24 protein-coding genes and 1 pseudogene are annotated in these 25,561 nt (G+C 69.3%); 20 read left to right on the plus strand and 5 right to left on the minus strand.

Annotated features, from left to right (window positions below; translation table 11 throughout):
- Positions 1–3 precede the first annotated feature (3 nt).
- Genes DES47_RS14935 through DES47_RS28740 form a run of 4 tightly spaced genes read left to right on the plus strand, consistent with a single transcriptional unit; the run spans position 4 to position 4,046 of the window.
- Positions 4–1,587: a phytoene desaturase gene (locus tag DES47_RS14935; protein WP_133701493.1), complete on the plus strand. Its 1,584-nt coding sequence runs from the start codon at positions 4–6 to the stop codon at positions 1,585–1,587.
- Complete coding sequence (locus DES47_RS14940; RefSeq protein ID WP_208115003.1) at positions 1,556–2,608, plus strand: phytoene/squalene synthase family protein; 1,053 nt, start codon at positions 1,556–1,558, stop codon at positions 2,606–2,608. Before DES47_RS14935 ends, DES47_RS14940 begins: the two co-directional genes overlap by 32 nt.
- Positions 2,605–3,903, plus strand: a complete 1,299-nt coding sequence (gene hemA / locus DES47_RS14945; RefSeq protein WP_133701495.1) for a glutamyl-tRNA reductase — start codon at positions 2,605–2,607, stop codon at positions 3,901–3,903. Before DES47_RS14940 ends, hemA begins: the two co-directional genes overlap by 4 nt.
- On the plus strand, positions 3,903–4,046 hold the full coding sequence (locus DES47_RS28740) for a hypothetical protein (protein ID WP_166652007.1): 144 nt from the start codon (positions 3,903–3,905) through the stop codon (positions 4,044–4,046). The genes hemA and DES47_RS28740 overlap by 1 nt, the downstream gene beginning before the upstream one ends.
- 1 nt (position 4,047) lies before the next feature.
- Here the strand turns inward: DES47_RS28740 and DES47_RS14950 are convergent, their stop codons facing one another.
- From DES47_RS14950 to crtD, 3 genes are read right to left on the minus strand one after another with little or no spacing between them, the layout of a single operon-like run.
- A complete protein-coding gene (locus DES47_RS14950) occupies positions 4,048–5,040 on the minus strand; it encodes an NAD(P)H-binding protein (RefSeq protein WP_208115004.1) in 993 nt (330 codons plus the stop codon).
- Positions 5,040–5,885 (minus strand): carotenoid 1,2-hydratase, encoded by an 846-nt coding sequence (locus DES47_RS14955; protein WP_208115005.1) that lies wholly within the window; start codon positions 5,883–5,885, stop codon positions 5,040–5,042. Before DES47_RS14955 ends, DES47_RS14950 begins: the two co-directional genes overlap by 1 nt.
- Before the next feature lie 59 nt (positions 5,886–5,944).
- Complete coding sequence (gene crtD, locus DES47_RS14960) at positions 5,945–7,525, minus strand: 1-hydroxycarotenoid 3,4-desaturase CrtD (RefSeq protein WP_243748311.1); 1,581 nt, start codon at positions 7,523–7,525, stop codon at positions 5,945–5,947.
- Positions 7,526–7,653: 128 nt separating this feature from the next.
- Between crtD and DES47_RS14965 the strand changes: the two genes are divergently transcribed.
- The 15 genes from DES47_RS14965 (at position 7,654) to DES47_RS15035 (ending at position 22,562) form a co-directional block, all read left to right on the plus strand.
- Positions 7,654–8,547, plus strand: coding sequence for a polyprenyl synthetase family protein (locus DES47_RS14965; protein ID WP_133701496.1), 894 nt, complete (start codon positions 7,654–7,656; stop codon positions 8,545–8,547).
- A 34-nt stretch (positions 8,548–8,581) separates the two neighbouring features.
- Positions 8,582–9,736 (plus strand): methyltransferase, encoded by a 1,155-nt coding sequence (locus DES47_RS14970; RefSeq protein WP_133701497.1) that lies wholly within the window; start codon positions 8,582–8,584, stop codon positions 9,734–9,736.
- A gap of 149 nt (positions 9,737–9,885) precedes the next feature.
- Positions 9,886–10,839 (plus strand): chlorophyll synthesis pathway protein BchC, encoded by a 954-nt coding sequence (bchC, locus tag DES47_RS14975; RefSeq protein WP_133701498.1) that lies wholly within the window; start codon positions 9,886–9,888, stop codon positions 10,837–10,839.
- Positions 10,836–11,864 carry a chlorophyllide a reductase iron protein subunit X gene (locus tag DES47_RS14980; RefSeq protein WP_133701499.1) on the plus strand — a complete coding sequence of 343 codons (1,029 nt, stop codon included), beginning with the start codon at positions 10,836–10,838 and terminating at the stop codon, positions 11,862–11,864. The genes bchC and DES47_RS14980 overlap by 4 nt, the downstream gene beginning before the upstream one ends.
- A 4-nt stretch (positions 11,865–11,868) precedes the next feature.
- Positions 11,869–13,347 (plus strand): chlorophyllide a reductase subunit Y, encoded by a 1,479-nt coding sequence (bchY, locus tag DES47_RS14985; protein WP_243748312.1) that lies wholly within the window; start codon positions 11,869–11,871, stop codon positions 13,345–13,347.
- A gap of 10 nt (positions 13,348–13,357) precedes the next feature.
- Positions 13,358–14,839, plus strand: a complete 1,482-nt coding sequence (gene bchZ, locus DES47_RS14990; protein ID WP_133701501.1) for a chlorophyllide a reductase subunit Z — start codon at positions 13,358–13,360, stop codon at positions 14,837–14,839.
- A gap of 102 nt (positions 14,840–14,941) precedes the next feature.
- The gene (gene pufB, locus DES47_RS14995) at positions 14,942–15,091 is read left to right on the plus strand and encodes a light-harvesting antenna LH1, beta subunit (RefSeq protein ID WP_133701502.1); all 150 of its coding nucleotides are present in this window, start codon (positions 14,942–14,944) and stop codon (positions 15,089–15,091) included.
- Between the two features lie 23 nt (positions 15,092–15,114).
- Positions 15,115–15,339, plus strand: a complete 225-nt coding sequence (locus tag DES47_RS15000; protein ID WP_133701503.1) for a hypothetical protein — start codon at positions 15,115–15,117, stop codon at positions 15,337–15,339.
- An 11-nt stretch (positions 15,340–15,350) separates the two neighbouring features.
- Positions 15,351–15,536 (plus strand): light-harvesting antenna LH1, alpha subunit, encoded by a 186-nt coding sequence (pufA, locus tag DES47_RS15005; RefSeq protein WP_133701504.1) that lies wholly within the window; start codon positions 15,351–15,353, stop codon positions 15,534–15,536.
- A 102-nt stretch (positions 15,537–15,638) separates the two neighbouring features.
- Entirely contained in the window at positions 15,639–16,463 is an 825-nt protein-coding gene (pufL, locus tag DES47_RS15010; RefSeq protein ID WP_133701505.1) for a photosynthetic reaction center subunit L, read from the plus strand.
- A 33-nt stretch (positions 16,464–16,496) separates the two neighbouring features.
- Complete coding sequence (pufM, locus tag DES47_RS15015) at positions 16,497–17,480, plus strand: photosynthetic reaction center subunit M (protein WP_133701506.1); 984 nt, start codon at positions 16,497–16,499, stop codon at positions 17,478–17,480.
- A complete protein-coding gene (locus tag DES47_RS15020) occupies positions 17,477–17,662 on the plus strand; it encodes a hypothetical protein (RefSeq protein ID WP_133701507.1) in 186 nt (61 codons plus the stop codon). The genes pufM and DES47_RS15020 overlap by 4 nt, the downstream gene beginning before the upstream one ends.
- A complete protein-coding gene (pufC, locus tag DES47_RS15025) occupies positions 17,659–18,792 on the plus strand; it encodes a photosynthetic reaction center cytochrome PufC (RefSeq protein WP_133701508.1) in 1,134 nt (377 codons plus the stop codon). Before DES47_RS15020 ends, pufC begins: the two co-directional genes overlap by 4 nt.
- Positions 18,793–18,981: 189 nt before the next feature.
- A complete protein-coding gene (gene ppsR, locus DES47_RS15030; protein ID WP_166652008.1) occupies positions 18,982–20,400 on the plus strand; it encodes a transcriptional regulator PpsR in 1,419 nt (472 codons plus the stop codon).
- An 11-nt stretch (positions 20,401–20,411) separates the two neighbouring features.
- Complete coding sequence (locus tag DES47_RS15035) at positions 20,412–22,562, plus strand: GAF domain-containing protein (RefSeq protein ID WP_133701510.1); 2,151 nt, start codon at positions 20,412–20,414, stop codon at positions 22,560–22,562.
- Here the strand turns inward: DES47_RS15035 and DES47_RS29350 are convergent.
- Positions 22,559–23,239: a biliverdin-producing heme oxygenase gene (locus DES47_RS29350; protein WP_341800613.1), complete on the minus strand. Its 681-nt coding sequence runs from the start codon at positions 23,237–23,239 to the stop codon at positions 22,559–22,561. The two genes, DES47_RS15035 and DES47_RS29350, sit on opposite strands and share 4 nt — an antisense overlap.
- A pseudogene (locus DES47_RS29355) lies at positions 23,225–24,103 on the minus strand (LysR substrate-binding domain-containing protein); the annotation flags it as partial. The pseudogene DES47_RS29355 and the gene DES47_RS29350, both read right to left, overlap by 15 nt.
- A gap of 107 nt (positions 24,104–24,210) precedes the next feature.
- Here DES47_RS29355 and DES47_RS15045 point away from each other — a divergent pair.
- On the plus strand, positions 24,211–25,560 hold the full coding sequence (locus DES47_RS15045; protein WP_133701512.1) for an acyclic terpene utilization AtuA family protein: 1,350 nt from the start codon (positions 24,211–24,213) through the stop codon (positions 25,558–25,560).
- Position 25,561 lies beyond the last annotated feature (1 nt).

A 25,561-nucleotide genomic window follows, 5' to 3' on the forward strand; every position in this document is an offset into this window, starting at 1 on the left:
CCCATGTTGACAGCAACGGCAGACCTTGCGCCCACCAGCCCTCATGCGCTGGTCATAGGCAGCGGTTTCGGCGGCCTGGCCGCTGCGGTGCGCCTCGGCGCCCGAGGCTACCGCGTCACCGTACTTGAGAAGCTCGACGCGCCCGGCGGCCGGGCCTATGTGCACCGGCAGGACGGCTTCACCTTCGACGCCGGCCCGACCGTCATCACTGCGCCGTTCCTGTTCGAGGAGCTGTGGGCCCTGTGCGGCCGGCGCCTGGCCGATGATGTGGACCTGCGCCCGGTGGCGCCGTTCTACCGCGTGCGCTTCGACGACGGCACGGTGTTCGACTACAGCGGCGATGCCGCCGCGATGCGTGCCGAGGTGGCCAAGCTGGCGCCCGATGATGTGGCCGGCTACGAGCGTTTTCTGGCTGCCAGCGAGGCGATCTACAAGGTCGGCTTCGAGCAGCTGGGCCATGTGTCGTTCGAACGCTGGACCGATATGGCCCGCGTGCTGCCCGACCTGCTGAAGCTGGAGGGCTACCGCACCGTCTACGGCCTCGCCTGCAAGCATGTGCGCGATGAAAAACTGCGCGTGGTGCTGACCTTTCAATCGCTGCTGGTCGGCGGCAACCCGTTCAGCACCACCTCGGTCTACTGCCTGATCGCCTTCCTGGAGCGGCGCTTCGGCGTGCACTTCGCGATGGGCGGCACCGGCAGCCTGGTGCGTGGCCTGGTCGGGCTGATCGAGGGGCAGGGCGGGCGGGTGCTGTGCGGCCGGGGCGTTGAGGAGATCCTGGTCGAGGACGGTGCGGCCTGTGGCGTGCGCCTGGCCACCGGCGAACGGCTGGCGGCCGATGTGGTGGTCTCCAACGCCGACTCGGCCTGGACCTACAAGCACCTGCTGCCGGCCCGCTACCGCCGCCGCTGGACCGACAAGCGCATTGCCAAGGCGCGCTATTCGATGAGCCTGTTCGTCTGGTACTTCGGCACCCGCCGCCAGTACCCCGATGTGGCCCATCACACGATTGCGCTGGGCCCGCGCTATCGGGGCCTGCTGGACGACATCTTCACGCACAAGCATCTGGCCGACGACTTCAGCCTCTACCTGCACCGGCCGACCGCCACCGATCCGAGTCTGGCGCCTGCCGGCTGCGACACCTTCTACGTGCTCGCGCCGGTGCCGCATCTGGACGCTGGCGTGGACTGGCGCGAGCGGGCCGAGCCCTATCGCGCGGCGCTGGCCAGGCGGCTGTCCGAGACCCTGCTGCCGGGGCTGGAGCAGGAGATCGTCAGCTCGCTGCTGCTCACGCCGCAGGACTTCCAGGACCGGCTCAGCTCCTACAAGGGCGCGGCCTTTGCGCTGGAGCCGGTGCTGACGCAAAGCGCCTGGTTCCGGCCCCACAACCGCAGCGAGGAGGTCGAGCGGCTCTACCTCGTTGGCGCCGGCACCCACCCCGGCGCCGGCCTGCCCGGCGTGCTGTCGTCCGCCCGCGTGCTCGATGCGATCGTGCCGCACGGGCGCGAACTGCCCCGCCGCGCTCATCCGGCCCCTGATGAAGAAGGACCCCACCATGTCAGACCCACGCCCGGCCTCATTGCCTGAACCGGCCTGCCCGCCGCTGCTGGCCGCCGATCTGGCCCAGTGCCGCGCCAGTCTGGCGGCCAATTCCAAGACCTTCCACGCCGCCTCGTTGCTGCTGCCGCCCGGCGTGCGCGCCCCGGCCACCGTGCTCTACGGCTTTTGCCGGCTGGCCGACGACGCGGTCGATGTCGAGGGCGGCCGGCTGGAAGCGATTGCGCGGCTGCGCGAGCGCCTGGAGCGCGTCTATGCCGGCCGGCCGCAGCCGCAGGCCGCCGACCGCGCGCTGGCGGCCGTGGTGGCGCGCTACGCGATTCCGCGGGCGCTGCCCGAGCTGCTGGTCGAGGGCCTGGCCTGGGATGTCGAGGGCCGCGACTACGAGACGCTGGCGGACCTGCAGGACTACGCCGCCCGCGTGGCCGGCACGGTGGGCGCGATGATGTGCCTGCTGATGGGCGTGCGCGACAGCGACGCGCTGGCCCGGGCCTGCGATCTGGGCGTGGCGATGCAGCTGTCCAATATCGCCCGCGATGTGGGCGAGGACGCGTGCATGGGCCGGCTCTATCTGCCCCGGCAGTGGCTGCGCGAAGCCGGCATCAATCCTGCCGCCTGGCTGGCCGCACCGCGCCATGACGCCGCATTGGCGAGCGTGATGCGGCTGCTGCTGGCCGCCGCCGATGACCTGTACGCAAGGGCCGGTGCCGGCGTGGCACGGCTGCCGCTGGCCTGCCGGCCCGGCATCAATGCCGCGCGGCTGCTGTATGCCGAGATCGGCCATCAGGTGGCCCGGGCGGGCGGGGATTCGGTCACTCGCCGCGCCGTCGTGCCCGGCCGGCGCAAGAGCTATCTGCTGCTGCAGGCCGGTCTGAGCCTGTGGCCGGACCCTGCGCGGCTGCAGGAGCCGCCGCTGGCGGCCAATCTGCCGCTGCTGGCGGCGGTCGCGGCCACGCCGGCACCGGCTGGCGCGACTCGGCGGATCGATTTCGTCATCGACCTGTTCGATCGGCTGGAGCGCCAGGATCGCTGGGGCGGGAGCGCAGCATGAGTGTTTTGGCATTGGGCCTGAACCACGGCAGCGCGCCGCTCGATCTGCGCGGCCGCTTCGCCATTCCGCTGGAGGCCCTGGGCCGCAGCGTGCAGGGCCTGCGCAACCATCTGGCGCGCGCGGCACCGGAGGTGGCGATCCTGTCCACCTGCAACCGCACCGAGCTGTACGTGGGCCTGCCGCCCAGCGCCTGCCCGCGGCATGCGATCGAGCTGGTCGAGCCCAGCATCGAGTGGCTGGCGCGGCAGGGCGGCACCAGTGCCGACAGCCTGCGCGGCCACAGCTACTTTCTGCACGGAGCCGAGGCGGCCCGGCATGCCTTTCGCGTCGCCTCGGGCCTGGACTCGATGGTGCTGGGCGAGCCGCAGATCCTCGGCCAGATGAAGCAGGCGGTGCGCGAGGCCGAGGGGGCCGGTGCGCTGGGCACCACCTTGCATCAGTTGTTCCAGCGCAGCTTTGCCGTTGCCAAGGAGGTGCGCAGCAGCACCGAGATCGGCGCCCACGCGGTCAGCATGGCCGCAGCGGCGGTGCGCCTGGCCACCCAGCTGTTCGGCGAGCTGTCGCAGACGCGGGTGCTGTTCGTCGGCGCGGGCGAGATGATTGAACTGGTGGCCACGCACTTTGCCGCTCACGAGCCGATGTCGCTGACCATCGCCAACCGCGGCCGGGAGCGGGGTCAGGTCTTGTGCGAGCGCCTGGGCGCGCAGCCGCTGGCCCTGGCCGAGCTGGGCACGCGGCTGCAGGACTTCGATGTGGTCGTCAGCTGCACCGCCAGCAGCCTGCCGCTGATTGGCCTGGGTGCGGTCGAGCGCGCCTTGAAGGCCCGCCGCCGCCGCCCGATGCTGATGCTGGATCTGGCCGTGCCGCGCGACATCGAGCCCGAGGTGGGCGAGCTGGACGACATCTATCTCTACACCGTCGATGACCTGGCGCTGCAGGTGCAAGTCAATGGCGAGCGCCGCCAGGCCGCCGTGCTGCAGGCCGAGCAGATCGTCGCCGCCGGTGTGCACGGCTTCTCCCACTGGCTGGAACAACGGGCCAGCGTGCCGCTGATACAAGCATTGCAGCGCCGCACCGATGACTGGCGCGAGGCCGAACTCGCCAAGGCCCGCCGCGCGCTGGCCCGCGGCCAGGATGTCGATGCGGTGATGGAGGCGCTGTCCAATGCGCTGACCCGCAAGCTGCTGCACGGCGCCTTGGCCGAGCTGCACAGCAGTGCCGGCGAGGCGCACCAGCACTGGATGGACTCGGTGCAGCGCATGTTCCTGCGGCCCGACTCGCATCGCCGGCATTGATGTCTGACCGCAACCTCTACGGCCTGATCGAGTTGCTGCTGGTCTTTGGCGTGATCATGGTCTGGGCGATCTGGCAGTGGCTGGAGTGGCGGCGCTGGCGCAGCAAACGCAGCAAGTGCGACCAGGACGACCGTGAGCGCTGATTCAAAACACCGCATGGTCCCCGCGCTCCGGCGCTGCTGCTGAACCGGCAGCCAGCCCGGCGTAGAAGGCCGTCAAGGTCTGTGTGCCGGTGGACGGCGTGGCCGCGGCGTCGTAGCGGCCGGTCGCGGTATCGAGCACCAGCATCGACTCGGTCGCGTAGTAGCGACCGATGCGGGCCAGCTCGGCCTTGTCGGCCAGTGAAGGCACCAGCCGCCCCAGGGTGGCCAGCACCGCGATGATCAGATCGAGCAGGGCCACCGGCACCTGGCGGAAACGCGGCTCGCGTCCAAGCACGGCAAACAGCAGCTCGCCCTGCTGGCGCGGCGTGATCGCCTCGCCGGGCCCGCCGATGGGCAGGATGCGGTTGCGGCGCTCGGGCAGGTGCAGGCAGTCGGCCAGATAGTCGCCCAGGTCGTCGTCGCTGATCGGCTTGCAGGCGGTCAGGCCGCCATCGCCGAACAGCATAAAGGGCTTGTTGCCGCGGGCCACCCGCTCGATCTGGCCCGACAGCGACTTGAAGAAGGCGGTGGGCCGCACTATGGAATAGTCCAGGCCGGACGCCACCAACTTCTGTTCGAAGGCCTGCTTGGCCTGCTGGAAGGCCAGGCGGGGCTTTTGCACGCAGATCGCCGAGAGCAGCACCATCTGCGTGACGCCCGCCTCTCGGGCCGCGGCCAGCGCATGGACATGTGCGTCGTGGTCGATGGCCCAGGCATCGCGAGGCGCGCCGGTGCGCGAGGCCAGGCAGGAGACGAGGGCATCGAAGTGCTCGCCGCGAAAGCCGTCGCGCCGCAGCGCCTCGGCGTCGGTCACCGCACCGAAGCGCAGCGTGGCGCCGGCCAGCAGCCGCTCGATCTCGGCCTGCTTCAGCCGGCCGCCGACGCCGGCACGCGGGCGCACCCAGCACACGACCTCGTAGCCGCGCCGCAGCAGCGCGCGCAAGGTGGCCTGTCCGATGGTGCCGGTGGCACCGAGCATGAACACGCGTGCCATCAGCGAGCACCTGCCCGGCGGGGCATACGAAACGGCAGCATTGCCTGCACCAAGGGGCTGGCGAAGCGGCGCAGCGACAGGCTTTCGTGCACCGCCAGCCCGCCGTTCCCGTTGACCAGCAGCGAGCGGGCATAGAAGGGCCCGCTCTCCAGGGTGGCCGTGACGCGGGGGGTGGCATCGGCTGGGGCGCGGCTGCTTCGCTGGATGCCCCAGGCGGTGGAGGGCAGCGGGCATGGCGGATCGGGCGCTAACGCGCGGCATTGCCCGTCTTTCTGCAGTTGCAGATCCATGGCAGAGTGTTGCCCGTCGAGCGTGCACAGGTCGTACAGCACGCGACACCGGCCATCGGGCTGGCGCTCGCGCGACCAGTGCCAGTGGTCGAAGTCGCGCTCCAGCGGGCGGCTGCCCTGGTTGCAGTCCAGATAGGCCTCGCCCTCCCAGCGCAGGGCCGGGGCCTGGAAGCTCACCGACACGCGGGCCAGGGGGCTGATCGCCTGCCAGATGTGGCGGCCGGCGCCATCCAGCTTGAAGGCCGGACCGGGCCGGGCACCGGGCTGCAGATGGATGTGGCCGCGCAGGCGCTGCGGCCAGGGCACCGTCCATTCGTCGACGTCGATGTGCAGGCCGTCCGCCGCCCATCGCAGCTGGCTGGGGCCTATCGCCAGCCGGGTCGCGCTGCGCTGCAACTGGCCGGCGCCGCGCTCGGTCATCGCCCACAGGCGTTGGTAGCTCGCGGCGCCCGGTGCGCGGCGGTACAGCGACAGGTTCAGCGCGCAGTGCTGCTCGGCCGGCACCTTGGCGCCGCCATGGCGGCGCCGCGCCATCGCATAGTAGGGGGAGAACACGCTGCCGACGAAGGCAATGGCGGTCAGCGCGTAGGCGCTGCCATCGGCCTGCGCATCGCTCAGCGCATCGACATACCACCAGGCATAGCCACCGGCTGCCAGCGGCGTGTCGAACGCAGTGCCGCGCAGATCTGCTCGGCCGCCAACTGGCCCGACAAGGCCGCCATCGGCAGGCCCGGCCCCGGGTGCACCGAGCCCCCAGCCAGATACAGGCCCGGCACCCGCGTCGTGCTGGCCGGGCGCTGGAAGCTCGCGCGCCAGCCCCGGCTCGCCTGGCCGTACAGCGCCCCGCCGGTGGCCGGGAAGCGCCGGGCGAAGTCCTGCGGCGAGGTTCGCTGTAGCGGGTGCACGCTGGGGCTGATCTTCAGCCCGGCTTGCGTCAGGCGGGCAAACATCTGCGCTTGGCATAGCAACAGCTCCTCTTCGGTCAGCGGGCGGGCGTCGGCGGTGGCGGGGGCGTTGACCAGGCACATCAGCCGTTCGGCCTGGCCGCTGTGGCGTGGCATGGGGTCACCCGTGCGGTCCTGGGCGCAGACATAGACGCTGGGCGCGGCCGGCAGCCGGCCCGCAGCGATGTCGGCGAACTCCCGGCGGTAGCCCTCGTCGGCCGGGTCGCTGAAGAACACGTTGTGGTGCGACAGCGGGAAGCCGCCCACCTCGGCCTGCAGATGCCAGGTCACGGCGGACAGCGAGCGCCGTGCCGACGTCAGCGGCCGGCCCCCCATTGCCTGTCGCAACGGCTGGCCCAGCAGGCCCTGCCGCAGGGCATCGACATCGCCGTTGAACAGTACCGCATCGGCCTGCAGCGGCGCGTCCTGGTCCAGCGCCACGCCACAGACGCGGCCCTGGCGCAGCAGGATCTCCCGCGCCTCCCGGCCATAGCTGATCTGTACCCCTTGCCGCTGGCACAGCGCCGCCAGCGACTGGGCCAGCCGGTGCATGCCGCCCTCGATTTGCCACACCGCCTCGCGCTCCACATGGGCCACCAGCATCAAGGTGGCCGGGGCGTCGAATGGTGAAGAACCGCAGTAGGTGGCATAGCGGCCGAACAGCTGGCGCAGCCGCGGATCAGGGAAATAGCGGCCCAGCTCCTGCCACAGGGTGCGAAACGGCGAGATGCGGGCCAGCTGCGGCAGCCGGCTCATGCCCACGCGCCAGGCCAGCGACCAGGGCGTGGGCCGCTGGCTGCGCAGAAAGGGCTGCTCAAGCGTGTCGTAGATCTCTTTCGCCCGCTCGCAGAAGGCGAGGTAGCGCTGGCCTTGAGCCGGGCCGGCGAAGTCGGCCATCGCGGTGACGCTGGCCTCCAAGTCCGCCAGCAGGTCCAGCCGCTCCTCGGGGCCCCAGGCATGGCGTGCGAGCACGGCGCAGGGCCGCAGGCTCAGCTGCTCGTCCAGCGATTGGCCCAGGCGCTCGAACAGCGCGTCGAACACCCAGCGCATCGTCAGCACCGTCGGCCCGGCGTCAAGCAGGCTCGGGCCAACGGCCAACTGGCTCAGCTTGCCGCCCGGCTGCTGACCGCGCTCGATCACGCGCACGTCCAGGCCCTGCCGGGCCAGCAGGGCGGCGGCCGCCAGGCCCCCGACACCCGCGCCGATCACGACCACGCGCGGGCTTCTCAAACTTGTTGTGGACAGGCTCATTGACGCACCGCGATCAAGTGTCTATGCTGAAGTACATAGCTAAATGTAAATCAAGAGTGACACCGGCGTCGCGGGCTTTTCTGCCGACAGCGATTAAAAGCCGGACCGCTCGCCCAGCAAAGGCCCCTATGCCGACCCAGCACCGTATCGAGCGCGCCCTTCAACTCGGCCTGCAGGCCAGCCGGCAGACGGGTCATCCGCCCCGGCTGGCGGCGGCGATGCAGCATGCGGTATTCCCGGGCGGTGCGCGGATCCGGCCCAAGCTGGTGCTGGCCGTGGCCCTGGCCTGCGGGGAGGACGACACCGAGCTGACCGATGCGGTGGCGGCGGCGATCGAGCTCTTGCATTGCGCCTCGCTGGTGCATGACGACCTGCCCTGTTTCGACGATGCCGCCACGCGACGCGGCCTGCCTTCGGTGCAGCGCGCCTTCGGCGAGCGGCTGGCGGTGCTGGCCGGCGATGCGCTGATCGTCGCCGCCTTCCAGTGCCTGGCGCTGGGCACGCGCCGGCATCTGTCGCGGCTGCCGGGCCTGATGCAGACCGTCTGCCAGGGCGTGGGCATGCCGATGGGCATCGTCGCCGGGCAGGCCTGGGAGTGCGAGCCCCAGGTCGCGCTGCGCGACTACCAGCAGGCCAAGACCGGTGCGCTGTTTGCCGCCGCGACGATGGCCGGCGCCCAGGCCGCCGGCGCCGAGGGCCTGGATTGGCGCGCCCTGGGCGAGCAGATGGGTCAGGCCTACCAGGTGGCCGACGACATCCGCGACGTCGCCTTCGATGCCGCGCTGCTCGGCAAGCCGGTCGGGCAGGACCTGGCACTGGGCCGCCCCAGCATGGCGCGGGAGCTGGGTCTGGAGGGCGCGCTGGCCGAGTTCCACCGCCTGATCGAGCTGACGCTGGCGATCGTGCCGGTCTGCCCGGGGGCGGCGCGCTTTCGCCAGCTGATACGGCTGGAGGCCGACCGGCTGGTGCCGCAGAAGCTGATGGCCGAACGCCTGGCCGAGCGCCTGGCGGCAGCGGCCTGAGCCAGGCAGACGACAGCAAGAAAGCAGGCAGACCATGCACCACGCCCGACCCCTCGATGCCAGCGCCACGACGCATTGGAGCGATGCGGCCTGGGCACTTCGCGACCGCCTGCTGACGAGCCCGCAGTTCCGCCGCTGGGCCGAGGGCTTTGCCCCGGCACGTTGGGTGGCGCGGCGGCGTGCGGCCCAGCTGTTCGATCTGCTCGCCGGCTTTGTCTATTCACAGGTTCTGCTGGTCTGCGTGCGCGTGCGCCTGCTGGAGTTGCTGGCGGAGCAGGGCCCGCAGAGCCTCCAGGCCCTGGCGCAGCAGCTGGCCCTGCCGCTGCCGGCCGCTGAGCGACTGGTGCGAGCCGCCGTGGCGTTGCGGCTGCTGGAGGCGCGGCCGCTGCGCCGCTATGGCCTCGGTGTGCTGGGCGCGCCGATGGTCGGCAACAGCGGACTGGCGGCGATGGTCGAGCACCACGAGGCGCTGTACCGCGATCTGACCGACCCGGTGGCGCTGCTGCGCCGCCCGGACGGCGGCGGCGCGCTGGCCGATTTCTGGCCCTATGCCGGCGCCGTCGAACCGGGTGCGCTGGAGGCCCAGGACGTGGCCGCCTATTCCAGCCTGATGGCCGTCTCGCAGCCCCTGGTGGCCGAGCAGGTGCTGCAGGCCTATCCGATGCGCCAGCACCGCCGGTTGCTGGATGTCGGCGGCGGCGAGGGTGTGTTCGCCTGCGCCGCGGCCCGCCAGGCGCCCCAACTGGAGGTGCAGGTGTTCGACCTGCCCAGCGTGGTCGAGCGAGCGCATGAGCGCTTCCGGCGCGCCGGCGTCGCGCAGCGCTGCAGCGTGCAGGGCGGCGACTTTCTGAGCGACGAATTGCCGGGGGGGGCCGACCTGGTGTCGCTGCTGCGCGTCGTGCATGACCACGACGACGAGCGGGTGTTCAGGCTGCTGGCGGCGGTGCGCCGCGCGCTGCCGGTGGGCGGCCGCCTGCTGCTGGCCGAACCGATGGCCGAGACCTCGGGCGCCGAGGCCATGGGCGACGCCTATTTCGGCTTCTATCTGCTGGCCATGGGTCGGGGCCAGGCGCGCAGCGAGGCCCGGCTGCGCGAGATGTTGCAGGCCAGCGGCTTTGCCCAGGTACGCCGGCTCAAGACCCGCATGCCCCTGCAGACCAGCGTGCTGTTGGCGACCGCCGGTGAGTGACCCAGCGGTCCGAGCCCCTGGGTAAACCATTGTGTAAATCTATGTTGACGTTTGCACATGTAGGTTTAAGATTACATCATGCAAGCGCCTGACCACTGCCCCCACCGCACCGCCGGCGCCGCCACCGGCCCGGACCTGGAGAACCAGCGATGAACACCCTGGCTGTTGTGATTGATAGACCGGAGCATCTGCAGCTGAGTCATCTGCACCTGCCGGCGGTCGAGCCCGAGGATGTGATCGTCGAGGTCGAATGGAGTGGCATCAGCACCGGCACCGAGCGGCTGATCTGGACCGGCACCATGCCCATGTTCCCCGGCATGGGCTATCCACTGGTGCCGGGCTATGAGGCGGTTGGCCGGGTGATCTCGGCTGGCGCGGGCAGCAGCCGGCGCCTGGGCCAGCGGGTGTTTGTGCCCGGGGCGCGCTGCTTCGGCGAGGTCAAGGGCCTGTTCGGCGGCTCGGCCTCGCGCCTGGTGGTGCCTGGTGCCAAGGTGGTGCCGGTGGACGAAAAGCTCGGCGCGCAGGCCGTGCTGCTGGCGCTGGCGGCCACCGCCTATCACAGCGTGGCCGGCGGCGGCCAGGCCCAGCCCTTCACGCCGCCCGATCTGATCGTCGGCCACGGTGTGCTGGGTCGTCTGCTGGCACGGATGAATGTGGCGGCCGGCATCACCGACTTCACCGTCTGGGAGACCAACCCCAAGCGTGCGGAGGGCGGCGTCGGCTACACGGTTGTACATCCGGACGACGACAAGCGCCGCGACTACAAGGCCATCTACGACGTCAGCGGCGACTCGGCCCTGCTCGACAGCCTGATCGCCCGGCTGGCCCCCGGCGGCGAGGTGGTGCTGGCGGGCTTCTATGCCAAGCCGCTGTCGCTGAATTTCGCGCCGGCCTTCATGCGCGAGGCGCGCATCCGCGTGGCCGCCGAATGGAAGCGCCCGGACATGCTGGCGGTGAACGCGCTGCTGGCCGACGGTCGGCTGTCGCTCGACGGCCTGCTCACTCACAGCGAGCCGGCCGAGAAGGCGGGCCTTGCCTACCAGCAGGCATTCACCGATGCCGGCTGCCTGAAGATGGTTTTGGACTGGAGACACCACGCATGAGCACCTCAAGCATCCCGGCCGTCGCGACCGTGCATTTCCAGCCCAGGTCCGCGCAGCAGGAGGCGTTGCGCGCCGAGGCCGCCATCGAGCCCGATGCGGTGGCCACCGGCCCGGTCACCAAGACCACGCAAATCATCGCCATCTACGGCAAGGGTGGCATAGGCAAGAGCTTTACCCTGGCCAATCTCAGCTACATGATGGCCCAGCAGGGCAAGAAGGTCCTGCTGATCGGCTGCGACCCGAAGAGCGACACCACCAGCCTGCTGTTCGGCGGCAAGGCCTGCCCGACCATCATCGAGACCAGCTCCAGGAAGAAGCTGGCCGGCGAGGCGGTCGCCATCGGCGACGTCTGCTTCAAGCGCGACGGCGTCTACGCGATGGAACTGGGCGGCCCCGAGGTCGGTCGCGGCTGCGGGGGCCGGGGCATCATCCACGGCTTCGAGACGCTGGAAAAACTCGGCTTCCACGACTGGGGCTTCGACTACGTGCTGCTCGACTTCCTGGGCGACGTGGTCTGTGGCGGCTTCGGCCTGCCGATCGCGCGCGACATGTGCCAGAAGGTCATCGTCGTCGGCAGCAACGATCTGCAGTCGCTGTACGTGGCCAACAATGTCTGCAGTGCGGTCGAGTACTTCCGCAAGCTCGGCGGCAATGTCGGGGTGGCCGGCATGGTGGTCAACAAGGATGACGGCACCGGCGAGGCTGCGGCGTTTGCGGCTGCGGCCGGCATCCCGGTGCTGGCGGCGATTCCGGCCAACGAAGACATCCGGCGCAAGAGCGCCAGCTACGAAATCATCGGCCGGCCCGGCACGCAGTGGGCCTCGCTGTTCGAGACGCTGGCCACCAATGTCGGCGAGGCGCCACCGGTGCGGCCGCGGCCGATGACGCAGGACGCGCTGCTGGGACTGTTCTCGGCCGAGGTCACCGGGCGCGACTTCAAGATGGAGCCGGCGACGATCTTCGACATGGTGGGCAAGAACGATGTCGTCAAGCCCACCCTCGAAGTCATCTACGACGCGGCCTGAAGCGATGAGCAACTGCCACGCCGCCCCGGAACTCGCGCAAGCGCTTGGCGAAGCCACGCGCGAAACGCTGGACCGCTACGCCGCCGACTATCCCAAAGGCCCGCACGACCAGCCGCAAAGCATGTGCCCGGCCTTCGGCGCGCTGCGCGTTGGCCTGCGCATGCGGCGCACGGCCACCATCCTCAGCGGCTCGGCATGCTGCGTCTACGGCCTGACCTTCACCTCGCACTTCTACGGCGCCAAGCGCAGCGTCGGCTATGTGCCGTTCAACTCCGAGAGCCTGGTCACCGGCAAGCTGTTCGAGGACATCCGCGAGGCCGTGCACCTGCAGGCCGACCCGGCCAAGCTCGACGCGCTGGTGATCATCAATCTGTGCGTGCCCACCGCCAGCGGCGTGCCCCTGCAGCTGCTGCCCAAGCAGATCAACGGCGTGCGCATCATCGGCATCGATGTGCCCGGCTTTGGTGTGCCGACGCACGCCGAGGCCAAGGATGTGCTGGCCGGCGCGATGCTGAAATACGCCCGCGGCGAGGCCGAGGCCGGCCCGGTCAGCGCGCCTAGCGGCTGGCGCGAGAAGGGCCTGTCGGAGAAGCCGACGGTGAGCCTGCTCGGCGAGCTGTTCCCGGCCGACCCGATGGTCATTGGCATGCTGCTGGAGCCGATGGGCCTGGCGGCCGGCCCGACGGTGCCCACCCGCGAGTGGCGCGAGCTCTATGCCGCGCTGGACTGCACCGTGGTGGCCGCCATCCATCCTTTCTACACCGCCACGGTGCGCGAATTCCAGGCCGCCGGCCGGCCCGTGGTGCCCTCGGCCCCGGTGGGCCATGACGGCACCGAGGCCTGGCTGCAGGCCATTGGCGAGGCGGCGAAAGTGCCGCAGGCCCTGATCGATGCGGCCAAGCAGCGCGTGCTGCCCATCATCAAGGCGGTCCTGGCCAAGACGCCGATCAAGGGCCGCATCACCGTCAGCGGCTATGAGGGCTCGGAGCTGCTGGTGGCCCGTCTGCTGGTCGAGAGCGGCGCCGAGGTGCCCTATGTGGGCACCGCCTGCCCGCGCACGCCCTGGAGCGAGCCCGATCTGCAGTGGTTGCAGGCGCGCGGCGTGCAGGTGCAGTACCGCGCCTCGCTGGAGCAGGACCTGGCCGCCATGCACCGCTTCAAGCCCGATCTGGCCATCGGCACCACGCCGGTGGTGCAGGCGGCCAAGGAGCTGGCCATTCCGGCGCTGTACTTCACCAACCTGATCTCGGCGCGGCCGCTGCTGGGCCCGGCCGGTGCCGGCTCGCTGGCCCAGGTGATCAATGCCGCGATACACAACAAGGCCCGCTTCGACCAGATGCGGGAGTTCTTCGGTGAGGTCGGCTCCGGCCATGCCGCTGGCGTCTGGGAGAACGTGCCCAAGGACCGCCCCGAGTTCAAGGCCGAAACGCGCCGCCAGGTCATCAAGATGATCAAACGCCGCAAGGCCGAGGAGATGATATGAGGTCATCCGCATGCTAGTCCTCGATCACGACCGCGCCGGCGGCTACTGGGGTGCCGTCTACGTCTTCACCGCGATCAAGGGCCTGCAGGTGGTGATCGACGGGCCGGTCGGTTGCGAGAACCTGCCGGTGACCTCGGTGCTGCACTACACCGATGCCTTGCCCCCGCACGAGCTGCCCATCGTGGTGACAGGTCTTGCCGAGGAGCAGCTGGGCCGCGAAGGCACCGAGGGCGCGATGAAGCGGGCCCATGCGGTGCTCGACCCCGACTTGCCCAGCGTGGTCGTGACCGGCTCGATCGCCGAGATGATAGGCGGCGGCGTCACGCCCGAGGGCACGACGATTCAGCGCTTTCTGCCGCGCACCATCGACGAGGACCAGTGGCAATGCGCCAACCGGGCGATCTTCTGGCTGTGGAGCCAATACGGGCCCAAAAAGGTGCCGCAGCGCACACCGTTCAGCGAGCGGCCGGCGGGGGAGAAGCCCCGCGTCAACCTGATCGGTCCCTGCTACGGCCAGTTCAACAGCGCCAGTGATCTGCACGAGATCCGCCGCCTGGTCGAGGGCATTGGCGCCGAGATCAATATGGTGTTTCCGCTGGGCAGCCATCTGGCCGACGTGGCGAATCTGGCCGAGGCCGATGCCAACGTCTGCCTGTACCGCGAGTTCGGCCGCCTGCTGTGCGAGGCGCTGGAGCGGCCCTATCTGCAGGCGCCGATCGGCCTGCACAGCACCACCGCCTTCCTGCGCCAGCTGGGCGAGATCCTGCATCTGGATCCCGAGCCCTTCATCACCCGCGAGAAGCACACGACGATCAAGCCGGTCTGGGATCTGTGGCGTTCGGTCACGCAGGACTTCTTCGGCACCGCCAATTTCGCCATCGTCGCCAACGAGACCTATGCACGGGGCGTGCGCCATTTCCTCGAAGACGAGCTGGGCCTGCCCTGCAACTTCGCCATCGCCCGCAAGCCCGGCGAGAAGACCGACAACGCCGCCGTGCGCGAGCTGATACAAAGCAAGCCGCCGCTGGTGATGTTCGGCAGCTTCAACGAGCGCATGTACCTGGCCGAGGCGGGCAGCCAGGGGCCGATGCGACCGACCTTCATCCCGGCCTCCTTCCCCGGCGCCATCATCCGCCGCGCCACCGGCACGCCCTTCATGGGTTATGCCGGCGCCACCTATCTGGTGCAGGAGTTCTGCAACGCGCTGTTCGATGCGCTGTTCCACATCCTGCCGCTGGGCACCGAGATGGACAGGGTCGAGGCCACGCCGGCCCGGGCGCTGCCCGAGATCGTCTGGACGCAGGACGCCAAGGAATTGCTGGACGAGTTGCTCGAGGCGCAGCCGGTGCTGGTGCGCATTTCGGCGGCCAAGCGCCTGCGCGACCAGGCCGAGCGCGTGGCGCGCGCCGCCGGTGCGGCGGCAGTGGCGGTCGAGCATCTGGAAGGCCGCACGCGCCAGATCGCGGCGGCGGCACTGGGGGCCCTGTCATGAAGCGTTTTTCAAAGCTTGCTGTGGGCCCTCCGCCACGGCGGTCCCTGCCGCGCGGGAGCTGCGCGGTGTTGGCCGCAAGGCCATTCTTGAGGAGCTATCGATATGGCTGACGAAAGGAAAGGCTCGTTATCCGGGCTGACCGAGAACGAGGCCCGGGAGTTTCACGGCATTTTCATGTCCAGCTTCATTGGTTTCACGGCTGTTGCCGTGGTGGCCCATGTGCTGGTGTGGATGTGGCGTCCCTGGCTGTAACCCATTGCTGAAGGAGATCCGCCATGGCCGAGATCACAACCGTACCCACGACGAACCCAGCCTTGCAGGACTCCAAGGCTTATGAAGCACTGTTCTTCCTGAGCTTTGTGGTCGTGCTGTTGATTGCCATCGTAGGGCAGGTTCTGTTCTTCAAATGGCGAACCTGGTTTCCCGGAGCAGAGAGCGAGAAATCGCTGATCAAAGGCGTGAGGGTAGGTGTCTACACCTTCATGTCCCATCTCAATTAGGAGATTGAAGCATGTGGAGAATTTGGCTGTTATTCGACCCACGCCGCGCGCTGGTCGCCTTGTTTGCTTTCTTGTTCGTGCTGGCACTGGTGATTCACTTCGTGCTGCTGAGTACCAACAAGTTCAACTGGCTCGATGGGCCGCGTACGCAGGCGGTGAGTCAGAACTCATCGATGCCCGCGCCCGCGCCGAAGTAGTCGCGACGAGCCCGGAAGCACGGCGCGGGTTCGCCTCGCGCCGTGTCCAGAATGCCCAGGGCCCCGCGTCTCGCGGGCGCCCCTTCACCTGAGGTGGCAAGCATGGCCATGCTGAACTTCGAAAGAAAGTACCGCGTTCGCGGCGGAACCCTGCTCGGAGGCGACCTGTTCGACTTCTGGGTCGGGCCCTTCTATGTCGGCTTCTTCGGCGTGACCACGGCCTTCTTCTCGCTGGTGGGCATCATGATGATTGTCTGGGGCGCCTCGCAGGGCGGCACCTGGAATCTTTGGCAGATCAATATCGCACCGCCCGACCTCAAATACGGCCTGGGCATGGCGCCGCTGATGGAAGGCGGTCTGTGGCAGCTGATCACCGTCTGCGCCGTCGGGGCCTTTGTGTCGTGGGCGCTGCGCGAGGTCGAGATCTGCCGCAAGCTGGGCATAGGCCTGCACGTGCCGTTCGCCTTCTCGGTTGCCATCCTGGCCTACGTCACCCTGGTGGTGATACGGCCCGCGCTGATGGGCGCCTGGGGCCATGGCTTCCCCTACGGGATCATGAGCCATCTGGACTGGGTGTCGAACACCGGCTACCAGTACCTGCATTTCCACTACAACCCGGCGCACATGCTGGCGGTGAGCTTCTTCTTTGCCACCACCTTCGCGCTGTCCCTGCATGGCTCGCTGATCCTCTCGGCCACCAACCCGGCCAAGGGCGAACCGGTGAAGACCGCCGAGCATGAGAACACCTTCTTCCGCGACACCATTGGCTACTCGATAGGCACCCTGGGCATCCACCGCCTGGGCCTGTTCCTGGCCTTGTCGGCGGGTTTCTGGAGCGCCGTGTGCATCGTCATCAGCGGCCCGTTCTGGACGCGCGGCTGGCCCGAGTGGTGGGGCTGGTGGTTGAACCTGCCGATCTGGCGCTGAGGGTTCAGGAACGAAGACCACGAGGAGACAAACATGTCAGCCGAGTATCAGAACATCTTCACCAGCGTCCAGGTCGTGGCGCCGTCCTACCCCGGCGTGCCTATCGGCCGCGACGAGCATGAGCGCGAGGGGCCGGCCACGCACTGGCATCTGCTGGGCCGCATCGGTGATGCGCAGTTGGGGCCCATCTACCTGGGCTGGCTGGGCATTGCCTCGCTGATCTGCGGCTTCATCGCGATCGAGATCATGGGCCTGAATATGTGGGCCTCGGTGGGCTGGGACCCGGTGCAGTTCGTGCGCCAGCTACCCTGGCTGGCGCTGGAGCCGCCGCCGCCCGACTACGGCCTGAGCCTGCCGCCGCTCAACCAGGGCGGCTGGTGGCTGATGGCGGGCTTCTTCCTGACCATGGCCATCCTGCTGTGGTGGGTGCGCATGTACCGCCGCGCCCGTGCTCTGGGCATGGGCACGCATGTGGCCTGGGCCTTTGCTGCGGCGATCTGGCTCTATCTGGTGCTGGGCTTCATCCGCCCGATCCTGATGGGCAGCTGGGGCGAGGCGGTGCCCTTCGGCATCTTCCCGCACCTGGACTGGACGGCGGCCTTCTCGCTGCGCTACGGCAATCTGTTCTACAACCCCTTCCATATGCTGTCGATCGCGTTTCTGTACGGCTCGACGTTGCTGTTCGCGATGCATGGCGCGACCATACTGGCGGTCAGCCGCTTCGGCGGTGAGCGCGAGATCGAGCAGATCACCGACCGTGGCACGGCCTCGGAGCGGGCGGCGCTGTTCTGGCGCTGGACGATGGGCTTCAACGCGACGATGGAGTCCATCCACCGCTGGGCCTGGTGGTTTGCCGTGCTGTGCCCGCTGACCGGCGGCATCGGCATCCTGCTCACCGGCACCGTGGTCGACAACTGGTACCTCTGGGCCGTCAAGCACGGCGTGGCGCCCATGTATCCGGCGGTGTTCCAGCCGGTGGTCGACCCGGCCTTGCAGCTGCTGGGAGTCAAGCCATGAGCGGCGCCTTCCTCCAGCGCTGCCTGGCCGCGGCTTCATCGGCATTGAACAACCCCTCGCTGGGCCTGGCCATCCAGGCCCAGCTGCCCGACCATCATCCGGCGCTTGGGCTGGCGCCTGCGCCCGCGCCGATGGCCGCATCCACCCGGGCGCCGCTGGGCGCACAAGGAGCCATCGCATGAAGCGCCTTCAATCCCTGTGCGTGTCGGCGCTGGCCGTGCTGACCCTGGCCGGCTGCGAGCGGCCCCCGGTCGACTCCGTGCAGCGTGGCTACCGCGGCACCGGCATGGAGCAGGTCTACAACCCGCGCACCCTGGCTGAGCAGGCGGCGCTGAACACCCCGCCCGAAGAGTTGCCGCCGGCCTCGCCCGATGGCCCCAAGGCCGGACAGGTCTATCAGAACGTCAAGGTGCTGGGCAATCAGAGCGTGGGCGAATTCGCTCGCACGATGGTGGCGATGACCAACTGGGTGGCGCCCAAGCAGGGTTGCGTCCACTGCCACAACGCGCAGAACTTCGCCGATGACTCGCTCTACACCAAGGTGGTGGCGCGGCGCATGTTGCAGATGACGCAGAAGATCAATACCGACTACAAGAACCATGTCGGCGCCACCGGCGTCACCTGCTACACCTGCCACCGCGGGCAGAATGTGCCCAACGAGACCTGGTTCAAGCCGCTGCTGCCCAAGGGCGCGAACAGCTTTGCCGGTGACAAGGCGGGCCAGAACCAGCCGGCCATGACCGTGGGCCTGAGCTCGCTGCCGCTGGATCCGTTCACCCCCTTCCTGCTGGAGGCGCAGGACATTCGCGTGCAGGGCGACACGGCACTGCCGGCAGGCAACCGGCATTCGATCAAGCAGGCCGAGTGGACCTACGGCCTGATGGTGCATATGTCCTCGGCGCTGGGCGTGAACTGCAGCCAGTGCCACAACACCCGTTCGTTCGGTGACTGGAACAACAGCTCGCCCCCACGGCTGACCGCCTGGCACGGCATACGCATGGCGCGCGAGCTGAACAATGAGTTCATGCTGCCGCTGACCGACAGCTTCCCGGCCCACCGACTGGGCCCGGGCGGCGATGTGGCCAAGCTGAACTGCGCCACCTGCCACCAGGGTGCGCACAAGCCGCTGTATGGCGCGACCATGGCCATGAGCCATCCGGAGCTGCTGACCAAGAGCCTCGAGGCCGGCCTGCCGGCGGCTGCGGCCTCGGCCACCACCACCGGCGCGCTGACGACCGACGACCTCAAGACCTTGAGCCTGCTGCCTGCCAGCACCGCTCAGCCCAAGGTGAAGGTGGCGGCGAGCAACTGAGCCTGATCGCGCAATGAGGCATGGCAGCGACCGGGGGGACGCTGCCATGCGCGGGTTTACTGCAGGGTAGCCCAGGGCCGCAGACGCCTAATATCCGAGCGTTCGTGATAAGTTTGCATCTGTCACGCGGGGCCGTGGAAGCGGTCCCGTTTCTGCCTTGGCTGTTTACGCGGTTGAAGATTGCCCCCGGTGTCCACCCCTCCCACATCCGATCTGAGCGCCCTGTCGCCGCTGGCCACCGAGCTGGCGACGACGATCGCCCGCGTGGCCAGCGACATCGCCCTGGTGATTGACAGCGAGGGCGTGATCTCCAGCGTGGCCGAGGGCCCTGCCGCGCTATCTCCGCACAGCGTTTCCTGGGTCGGCCAGCGCTGGATCGACACCGTCAGCCAAAGCACACGGCCGAAGATACAGATGCTGCTTGATGAGGTCAGCGCCAGCGGGGTGTCGCGCCGGCGCGAGGTCAATCATCCGGGCCAGGGCGGCGATGAGATTCCGGTCACCTGGGCGGCCATCCGGCTGGGCGAGGGCGGCCCGGTGCTGGCCGTCGGTCGCGACCTGCGTGCGGTGGCCGCTATCCAGCAACGCTTCGTCGAGGCGCAACAGGACATGGAGCGCCACTACTGGAACCGCCGCCAGGCCGAGACCCGCTACCAGCTGCTGTTCCAGGTGGCCAGCGACGCGGTGCTGGTGCTTGATGCCGGCACCCTGCAGGTACTGGAATCGAACGCCGCAGCACTGGCCCTGCTGGGTGCCGGCACGGCCACACTCAATGGCCGGCCGCTGGCCGAGAACCTGCCGCCCCATGCCCGGGCAGCGGTGGCCGAATTGCTGGTCAATGCGCGCGGTACCGGCCGCGCCGGTGAAATCCGTGTGCGGGGTCTGGCCGGCCCGGGCGCCGTCGATATCTCGGCCACGCCCTTCCGGTCCGGTGACCAGCAGCAGATGCTGGTACGCCTGCGCCATGACGAACCGGGCGATGCCGACAGCCGCGCCCAGGCCCGCATGGCCGAATTCGTCGAGACCACGCCCGATGCCGTGGTCATCACCGACTCCTCCGGCGGCATCCTGATGGCCAATCCGGCCTTTGTGCGCCTGGCCCGCCAGACCGACGAGGCCCAGCTGCGGGGCCGGGCCCTGCCCGAGTTGCTGCGCGATCAGACGGGTGGCTGGTCACGCCTGATCACGCGGGCGCGCTCGGCCGGCGTGGTGCCCGATGTGGAGGTCGAGATGGAGTCGGCCAGTGGTGCGCCGCTGACCCTGCAGGTGACGGCGGTGCTGATGACCGAGGGCGAGCAGACCTGCCTGGGCTTCATCCTGCGCCAGGGGGGCCGTGTGCCCTCGCTGCTCGGCCCAGACGACCTGCTGGCGGGCCTGTTCGACCAGGTCGGCCGCGTGCCCCTGGCCGAGTTGCTGACCGAGGTCACGCGCCGGGCCGAGCGGCAGCTGATAGAGAGCGCCCTGCTGCGCACCGGCGGCATGCGCTCGGTCACCGCCGACGTGCTGGGCCTGAGCGCCGAGGCCTTGGAGTCCCGCTTGCAACGCCATGGGCTGTCCGGCCATGGCTATCCGGCCGGCAACGGCGAACCGCCGCATTCGATCAATTGACTGATACCTCGATGGACGTGGCACCCGCCTTCGGCCAGGCCAACCTCACGAACTGCGAGCGCGAGCTGATCCATCTGGCCGGCGCGGTGCAGCCCCATGGCGCTCTGCTGGTGCTCAGCGAGCCCGAGCTGCGCATCGTGCAGGTCAGCGGCAACGCGGCACGCCTGCTGGGCTGCGACGTCGAGGTCCTGCTGCAGCGGCCGCTGGCCCAGCTCGGTGGCGATGTGGTCGAGCGGGTGATGCAGCTGCAGCGCAGCGCCGACCTGCGCGAGGCGGTGGCCCTGCAATGCCGCTTCGGGCGTGACGACAGGCGCTTCGATGGCGCGCTGCACCGGCTGGCCGGTGGTGGCCTGGTGCTGGAGCTGGAGCCCTTCGGCATGGCCCGGGACGATACGCCCGAGCTGCAGGACCTCGCGCCCGACGTGCTGGCCGGCACGCTGGCCGCCGCGCTGCAGCGCTTTGGCGCCGCTCCCTCGGTGGGCATACTGGCCGATGCGGTGGTGCAGGTGCTTCGCGAGCTGACCGGCTACGACCGGGTGGTGGTCTACAAATTCGACCCCGACGGCCATGGCCAGGTGATTGCCGAGGCCCGGCATCCACGGCTGGAGTCGCTGCTGGGCCATCACTACCCGTCCAGCGACATTCCGCAACGCGCCCGGGCGCTGTACCTGCTCAACCGGGTGCGCATGCTGGTCGACGTGAACGCGCCGCAGGCCCTGCTGCTGCCCGAGCTGCTGCCGCTGACCGAGGCGCCGCTGGACATGTCGCTGTGCCAGCTGCGCAGCATGTCGCCCATCCACCTGCAGTACCTGCGCAATATGGGCGTCACCGCCACCCTGACCGCCTCGCTGGTGCGCGAGGGCCAGCTCTGGGGCCTGATCGCCGCCCACCATTACTCGCCGCGCTATCTGCGCAGCACCCTGCGCGCGGCGGTGGATCTGCTGGCCGAGGTGGCATCCACCCGCATCTCGGCGATCGAGAACTATGCCCATGCTCAGGTGGCGCTGATGGTGCGCCGGCTGGAGCAGCGCCTGGTCGAGGCCACCTCGACCGAGGGCGACTGGCGCTACGCGCTGTTCCGCAACCCGCGCACGCTGCTGCAGCCGCTGGACGCCACCGGCGCCGTGCTGTTCTGCGAGGGCGAGGTGCTGACCTCGGGCGAGGCACCCTCGACGCCGGAGTTGCGCGCGCTGCTGGCCTGGGTCGAGCAGCAGCCTCAGCGTGACGACATGCCGTTTGCCTGCGCCTCGGTGGGGAAGGCCAATCCGGCACTGGACAGCCTGACGCCCACGGCCAGCGGGGTGCTGGCAGTGCGCCTGTCGACCAACAGCCCGGACTGGCTGATGTGGTTACGCAAGGAGCAGCTGCAAAGCATCACCTGGGCTGGCGACCCGGCCAAGCCGATGGTGAACGACAACCCGCTGGAGCTGTCACCCCGGCGCTCGTTCGCGGCCTGGTCGGAGATCGTGCGTGGCACGGCCGTGCCCTGGTCCAACACCGAGCTGGCGTTGGCGCGCGGCATCGGCGTGGCGCTGGTGGACATCATCGTGCAGGTGCATGCGGTGCGCCTGCTGATTGCCGAGCACCAGCTGGTGCAGATCCGCTCGACGGTGGCCGGCTCGCGCGAGCCGGTGCTGATCGTCAACGCCCAGGGCCGGGTGATCTTCGCCAATGACGCGCTGCTGGCGCTGCGTGGCGCCGAGGTCGAGCATGGCAGCGCGGTGACGGCGCTGTTCGCGCTGCCCGAGGCGGTGGAGCAGGCGTTGGCCTATCTGCGGGCCTCGCAACATGGCTGGCGGCGCGAGCTTGACCTGCTGACCGCTGCCGGTGCCCAGCTGCCGATGACCGTGCACGCCGAGCTGGTGACCGGCCGCGATGGCCGCGCCCTCGGCTTTGTGCTGACCCTGCTGGACCTGCGCGAGAGCCGGCGCGCCGACAACGCCCGCCTGAACCTGGAAAGCGCGCTGCGCCTGGCCGCGCAGAGCAGCTCCAGCGAGGCCGACGAGGTGATCTCGGCCATCCTCACCCATGCCAGCGTGGCGGCGATGGACATTGCCGATGCCCGCGGCGGCCCCCCGGTGGCGCCGCTGCTGCAGGAGCTGGAAACCTCGACCCGGCGCGCGGCCGCGCTGTACGCGCAGATCCGCAGCTTTTCGTCTTAGTCCGGATACTCGCGCTGCAGCGCGTCGAACAGCTGCTGGTGCAGGCGAAAGGCCTCGCAGGCCTCGGCCACGAAGGCATCCGCCTGCTGCGGCGTCAGCACCAGGGCATCAAGGCCGGCGCGGAAATCCTGCTTCAGCTGCTCCAGCTGCGGCGGCTCGCCGAAGTCATAGAACGCCGTGCCCTCGTCACCGTCCAGACCGAAGCGCTGACGCACCACGCGGGCCAGCATCTGGCCTCCGTGCAGATCACCCAGATAGCGCAGATAGGCATGGGCCAGCAGCAGGTTTGGCTCGTTCTTCGCCAGTGCCTGCAGACGCTGTACATAGGGTGTGGCAGCATCTTCGACCTGTGAGCCAGGATCCAGCCGTGCCAGGTCTTGCTCCAGCCGCGGCAGACGGCGCAGTTCGGGCCGCCACAGGCGCTGCACGTTGCCGTCGCTGCCCTGCGCATCAAGCGCCGACTCCAGCGCCGCATAGATCGCCCGCAGGCTGCGCAGCAGCGCGCAGTAGGCCGGCAGGCCGATGCTGCCGCGCATCAGCGCCGCCATCAGGCCGCTGCGCTCGGCCTGCCTATGCAGCTCGCGGGTCTCTTGCTTGAGTCTGGCGGCCAGTCCGGTGGTGATGTGTGTTGCGTCCATAAAGCTTTCTGTCGGTGGGGTTTGGGGACGGCGCGCCATCGCCAGCTCATACAGGCTCTGCGCAGCCAGTGACAGTCCGCGGTCTCGCCGCCGCACCAGGTAGATGCGCCGCTTCAGACCCTCCCAGGGTAGCGCCCGGGTGGCGATCTGCGCATGCTGGAAGTGGAACAGGCTCAGGGCCGGCACCACGCTGATGCCCAGTCCGGCGCGCACCATGCCCATCACCGTCGCCAGCTGGTCCACCTCCATCAAGGTTTTCATCTGCAGCGGATGCACGGCCGCGTCGAGGTACTGGCGCACGCTGCTGGTCCGGGACAGATGGACGAAGGGATAGGCCGACAGGTCCTCGGGTCTCAGCGCCTTGGCCGCCAGCAGCGGGTGGCCCACCGGGCAGACCAGATGGAAATCGTCACTGCAGAACAGCTCGGCGCCGAGCTCGGGCGTCTCGGCGCGGGTGGCGGCCAAGGCAAAGTCGGCCTTGCCGGCCTGCACCTGGGCGATGCAGGCCTCGGACAGCACATCGCTGACGGCCAGCTCGATGCCGGGATACAGCGCCCTGAATTCGGCCAGCAGCTGCGGCAGCCAGCCTGCGGCCAGCGAGGGCAGCAGGGCGATGGCGACCCGGCCCCGCCTGCGCGCCACCTGGTCGCGGGCGCCCTCCAGTGCATTCTCGAACTCGGCCAGCACGCGGCGCGCCGCCAGCTCGAACTCGCGGCCCTCGACGCTGAGCTCGACATGGCGGGTCGAGCGGTCGAACAGGCGCTGGCCCAGATCGTCTTCCAGCGCCTTGATCAGTGCGCTGAAGGCCGGCTGGGACAGATGCGACAAGGCCGCCGCCCGCGTGAAGCTGCGCTGCTCGGCCAGTGCCAGAAAGGCGCGCAGCTGGCGGGTGGAGACATTCATCTGCATTTTGGATCAAGCCATTCCAATTTTCGAATTCACAGATTAGCGCATCCTGCCTACATTCGGCTCCATTGCAGGGCCTTCCGCCTTGCCGACAAGGGACTTGAATGGAGCGCAGGGCGGTGTTGAGGGTGGGTTGTGCGGCCGGCTTCTCCGGCGACCGCACCGATGCCGCCGCGCCGGTCGTCGAGGCGCTGATTGCCGCCGGCGGCCCCGCCGTGCTGATCTTCGAGACGCTGGCCGAGCGCACGCTGGCGCTGGCCCAGCTGGCGCGTCGCAGCGATGCCGAGGCCGGTTACGAGCCGCTGCTGGATGAGTTGCTGCGGCCGGTGCTGGCGCGCTGCCTCGAGCATGGCGTGCGCATCGTCAGCAACTTCGGTGCGGCCAACCCGCGGGGCGCGGCGCGGCGCATTGCAGCGCTGGCGCGCGAGCTGGGTCTGCGCGTGCCGCGCATTGCGGTGGTGCAGGGCGATGACCTGGGCGATGCCGCCCGTCGAGGGCTGCTGGATCAGGCGCTGGGCGCGGCGATTCAGGGCCTGAACATCGTCAGCGCCAACGCCTATATCGGCGCCGAGGCCATCGCCGACGCGCTGCTGGCCGGCGCCGAGATCGTCGTCTGCGGCCGTGTCGCCGACCCCTCGCTGACCGTGGGCCCGGCGCTGGCACACTTCGGCTGGGCGCGTGACGACTGGGACCGCCTGGCCCGCGCCACCATGGCCGGTCATCTGCTGGAATGCGGCGCCCAGGTCAGCGGCGGCTATTACGCCGACCCCGGTTACAAGGACGTGCCAGGTCTTGCCTGGCTGGGCTATCCGATCGCCGAGATCGATGAGTCCGGCGACTGCGTGATCACCAAGCCGGCCGGCAGCGGCGGCCGCATCGATGCGCACACGGTCAAGGAGCAGCTGCTTTACGAGGTGCATGACCCGGCCGCCTATCTGACGCCCGATGTGGTGGCGGACATCAGTGCGGCAGCGGTCACCGAGCTGGGACCTGACCGCGTGCTTCTCAGCGGTGTGCGCGGTCATGCCCGGCCAGCCGAGCTGAAGGTCAATGTCTGTCACGAGAACGGCTGGCTGGCCGAGGCCGAGATTTCCTACGCCGGTGCCCGCGCCGAGGCCCGCGCCCGGCTGGCGGCGGAGGTGCTGCGCGAGCGCCTGCAGGGCCTGGGGCCGCTGCGCGTCGATCTGATCGGCGTGATCAGCGTGCTGGCCGGCGATGGCGAGGCCGCACCGCCGGCAGGTGAGGCTCGCGACGTGCGTCTGCGTGTTGCCTTGAACCATGCCGAGCGCGCCTCGGCCGAGCGTGTGGGCCGCGAGGTGACAGCGCTATACACCTGCGGACCGGCCGGCGGCGGCGGCGTGCGCACGGCGCTGCGACCGCGGCTGGGCACCTTGTCCTGCCTGGTGCCGCGCGGCCAGGTGCCGTGCTCTTACAGCTTTGTGGCTGCCGAATGAG

The organism is Roseateles toxinivorans, assembly GCF_004362525.1.
GTDB classification, from domain to species: Bacteria; Pseudomonadota; Gammaproteobacteria; order Burkholderiales; family Burkholderiaceae_C; genus Paucibacter; species Paucibacter toxinivorans.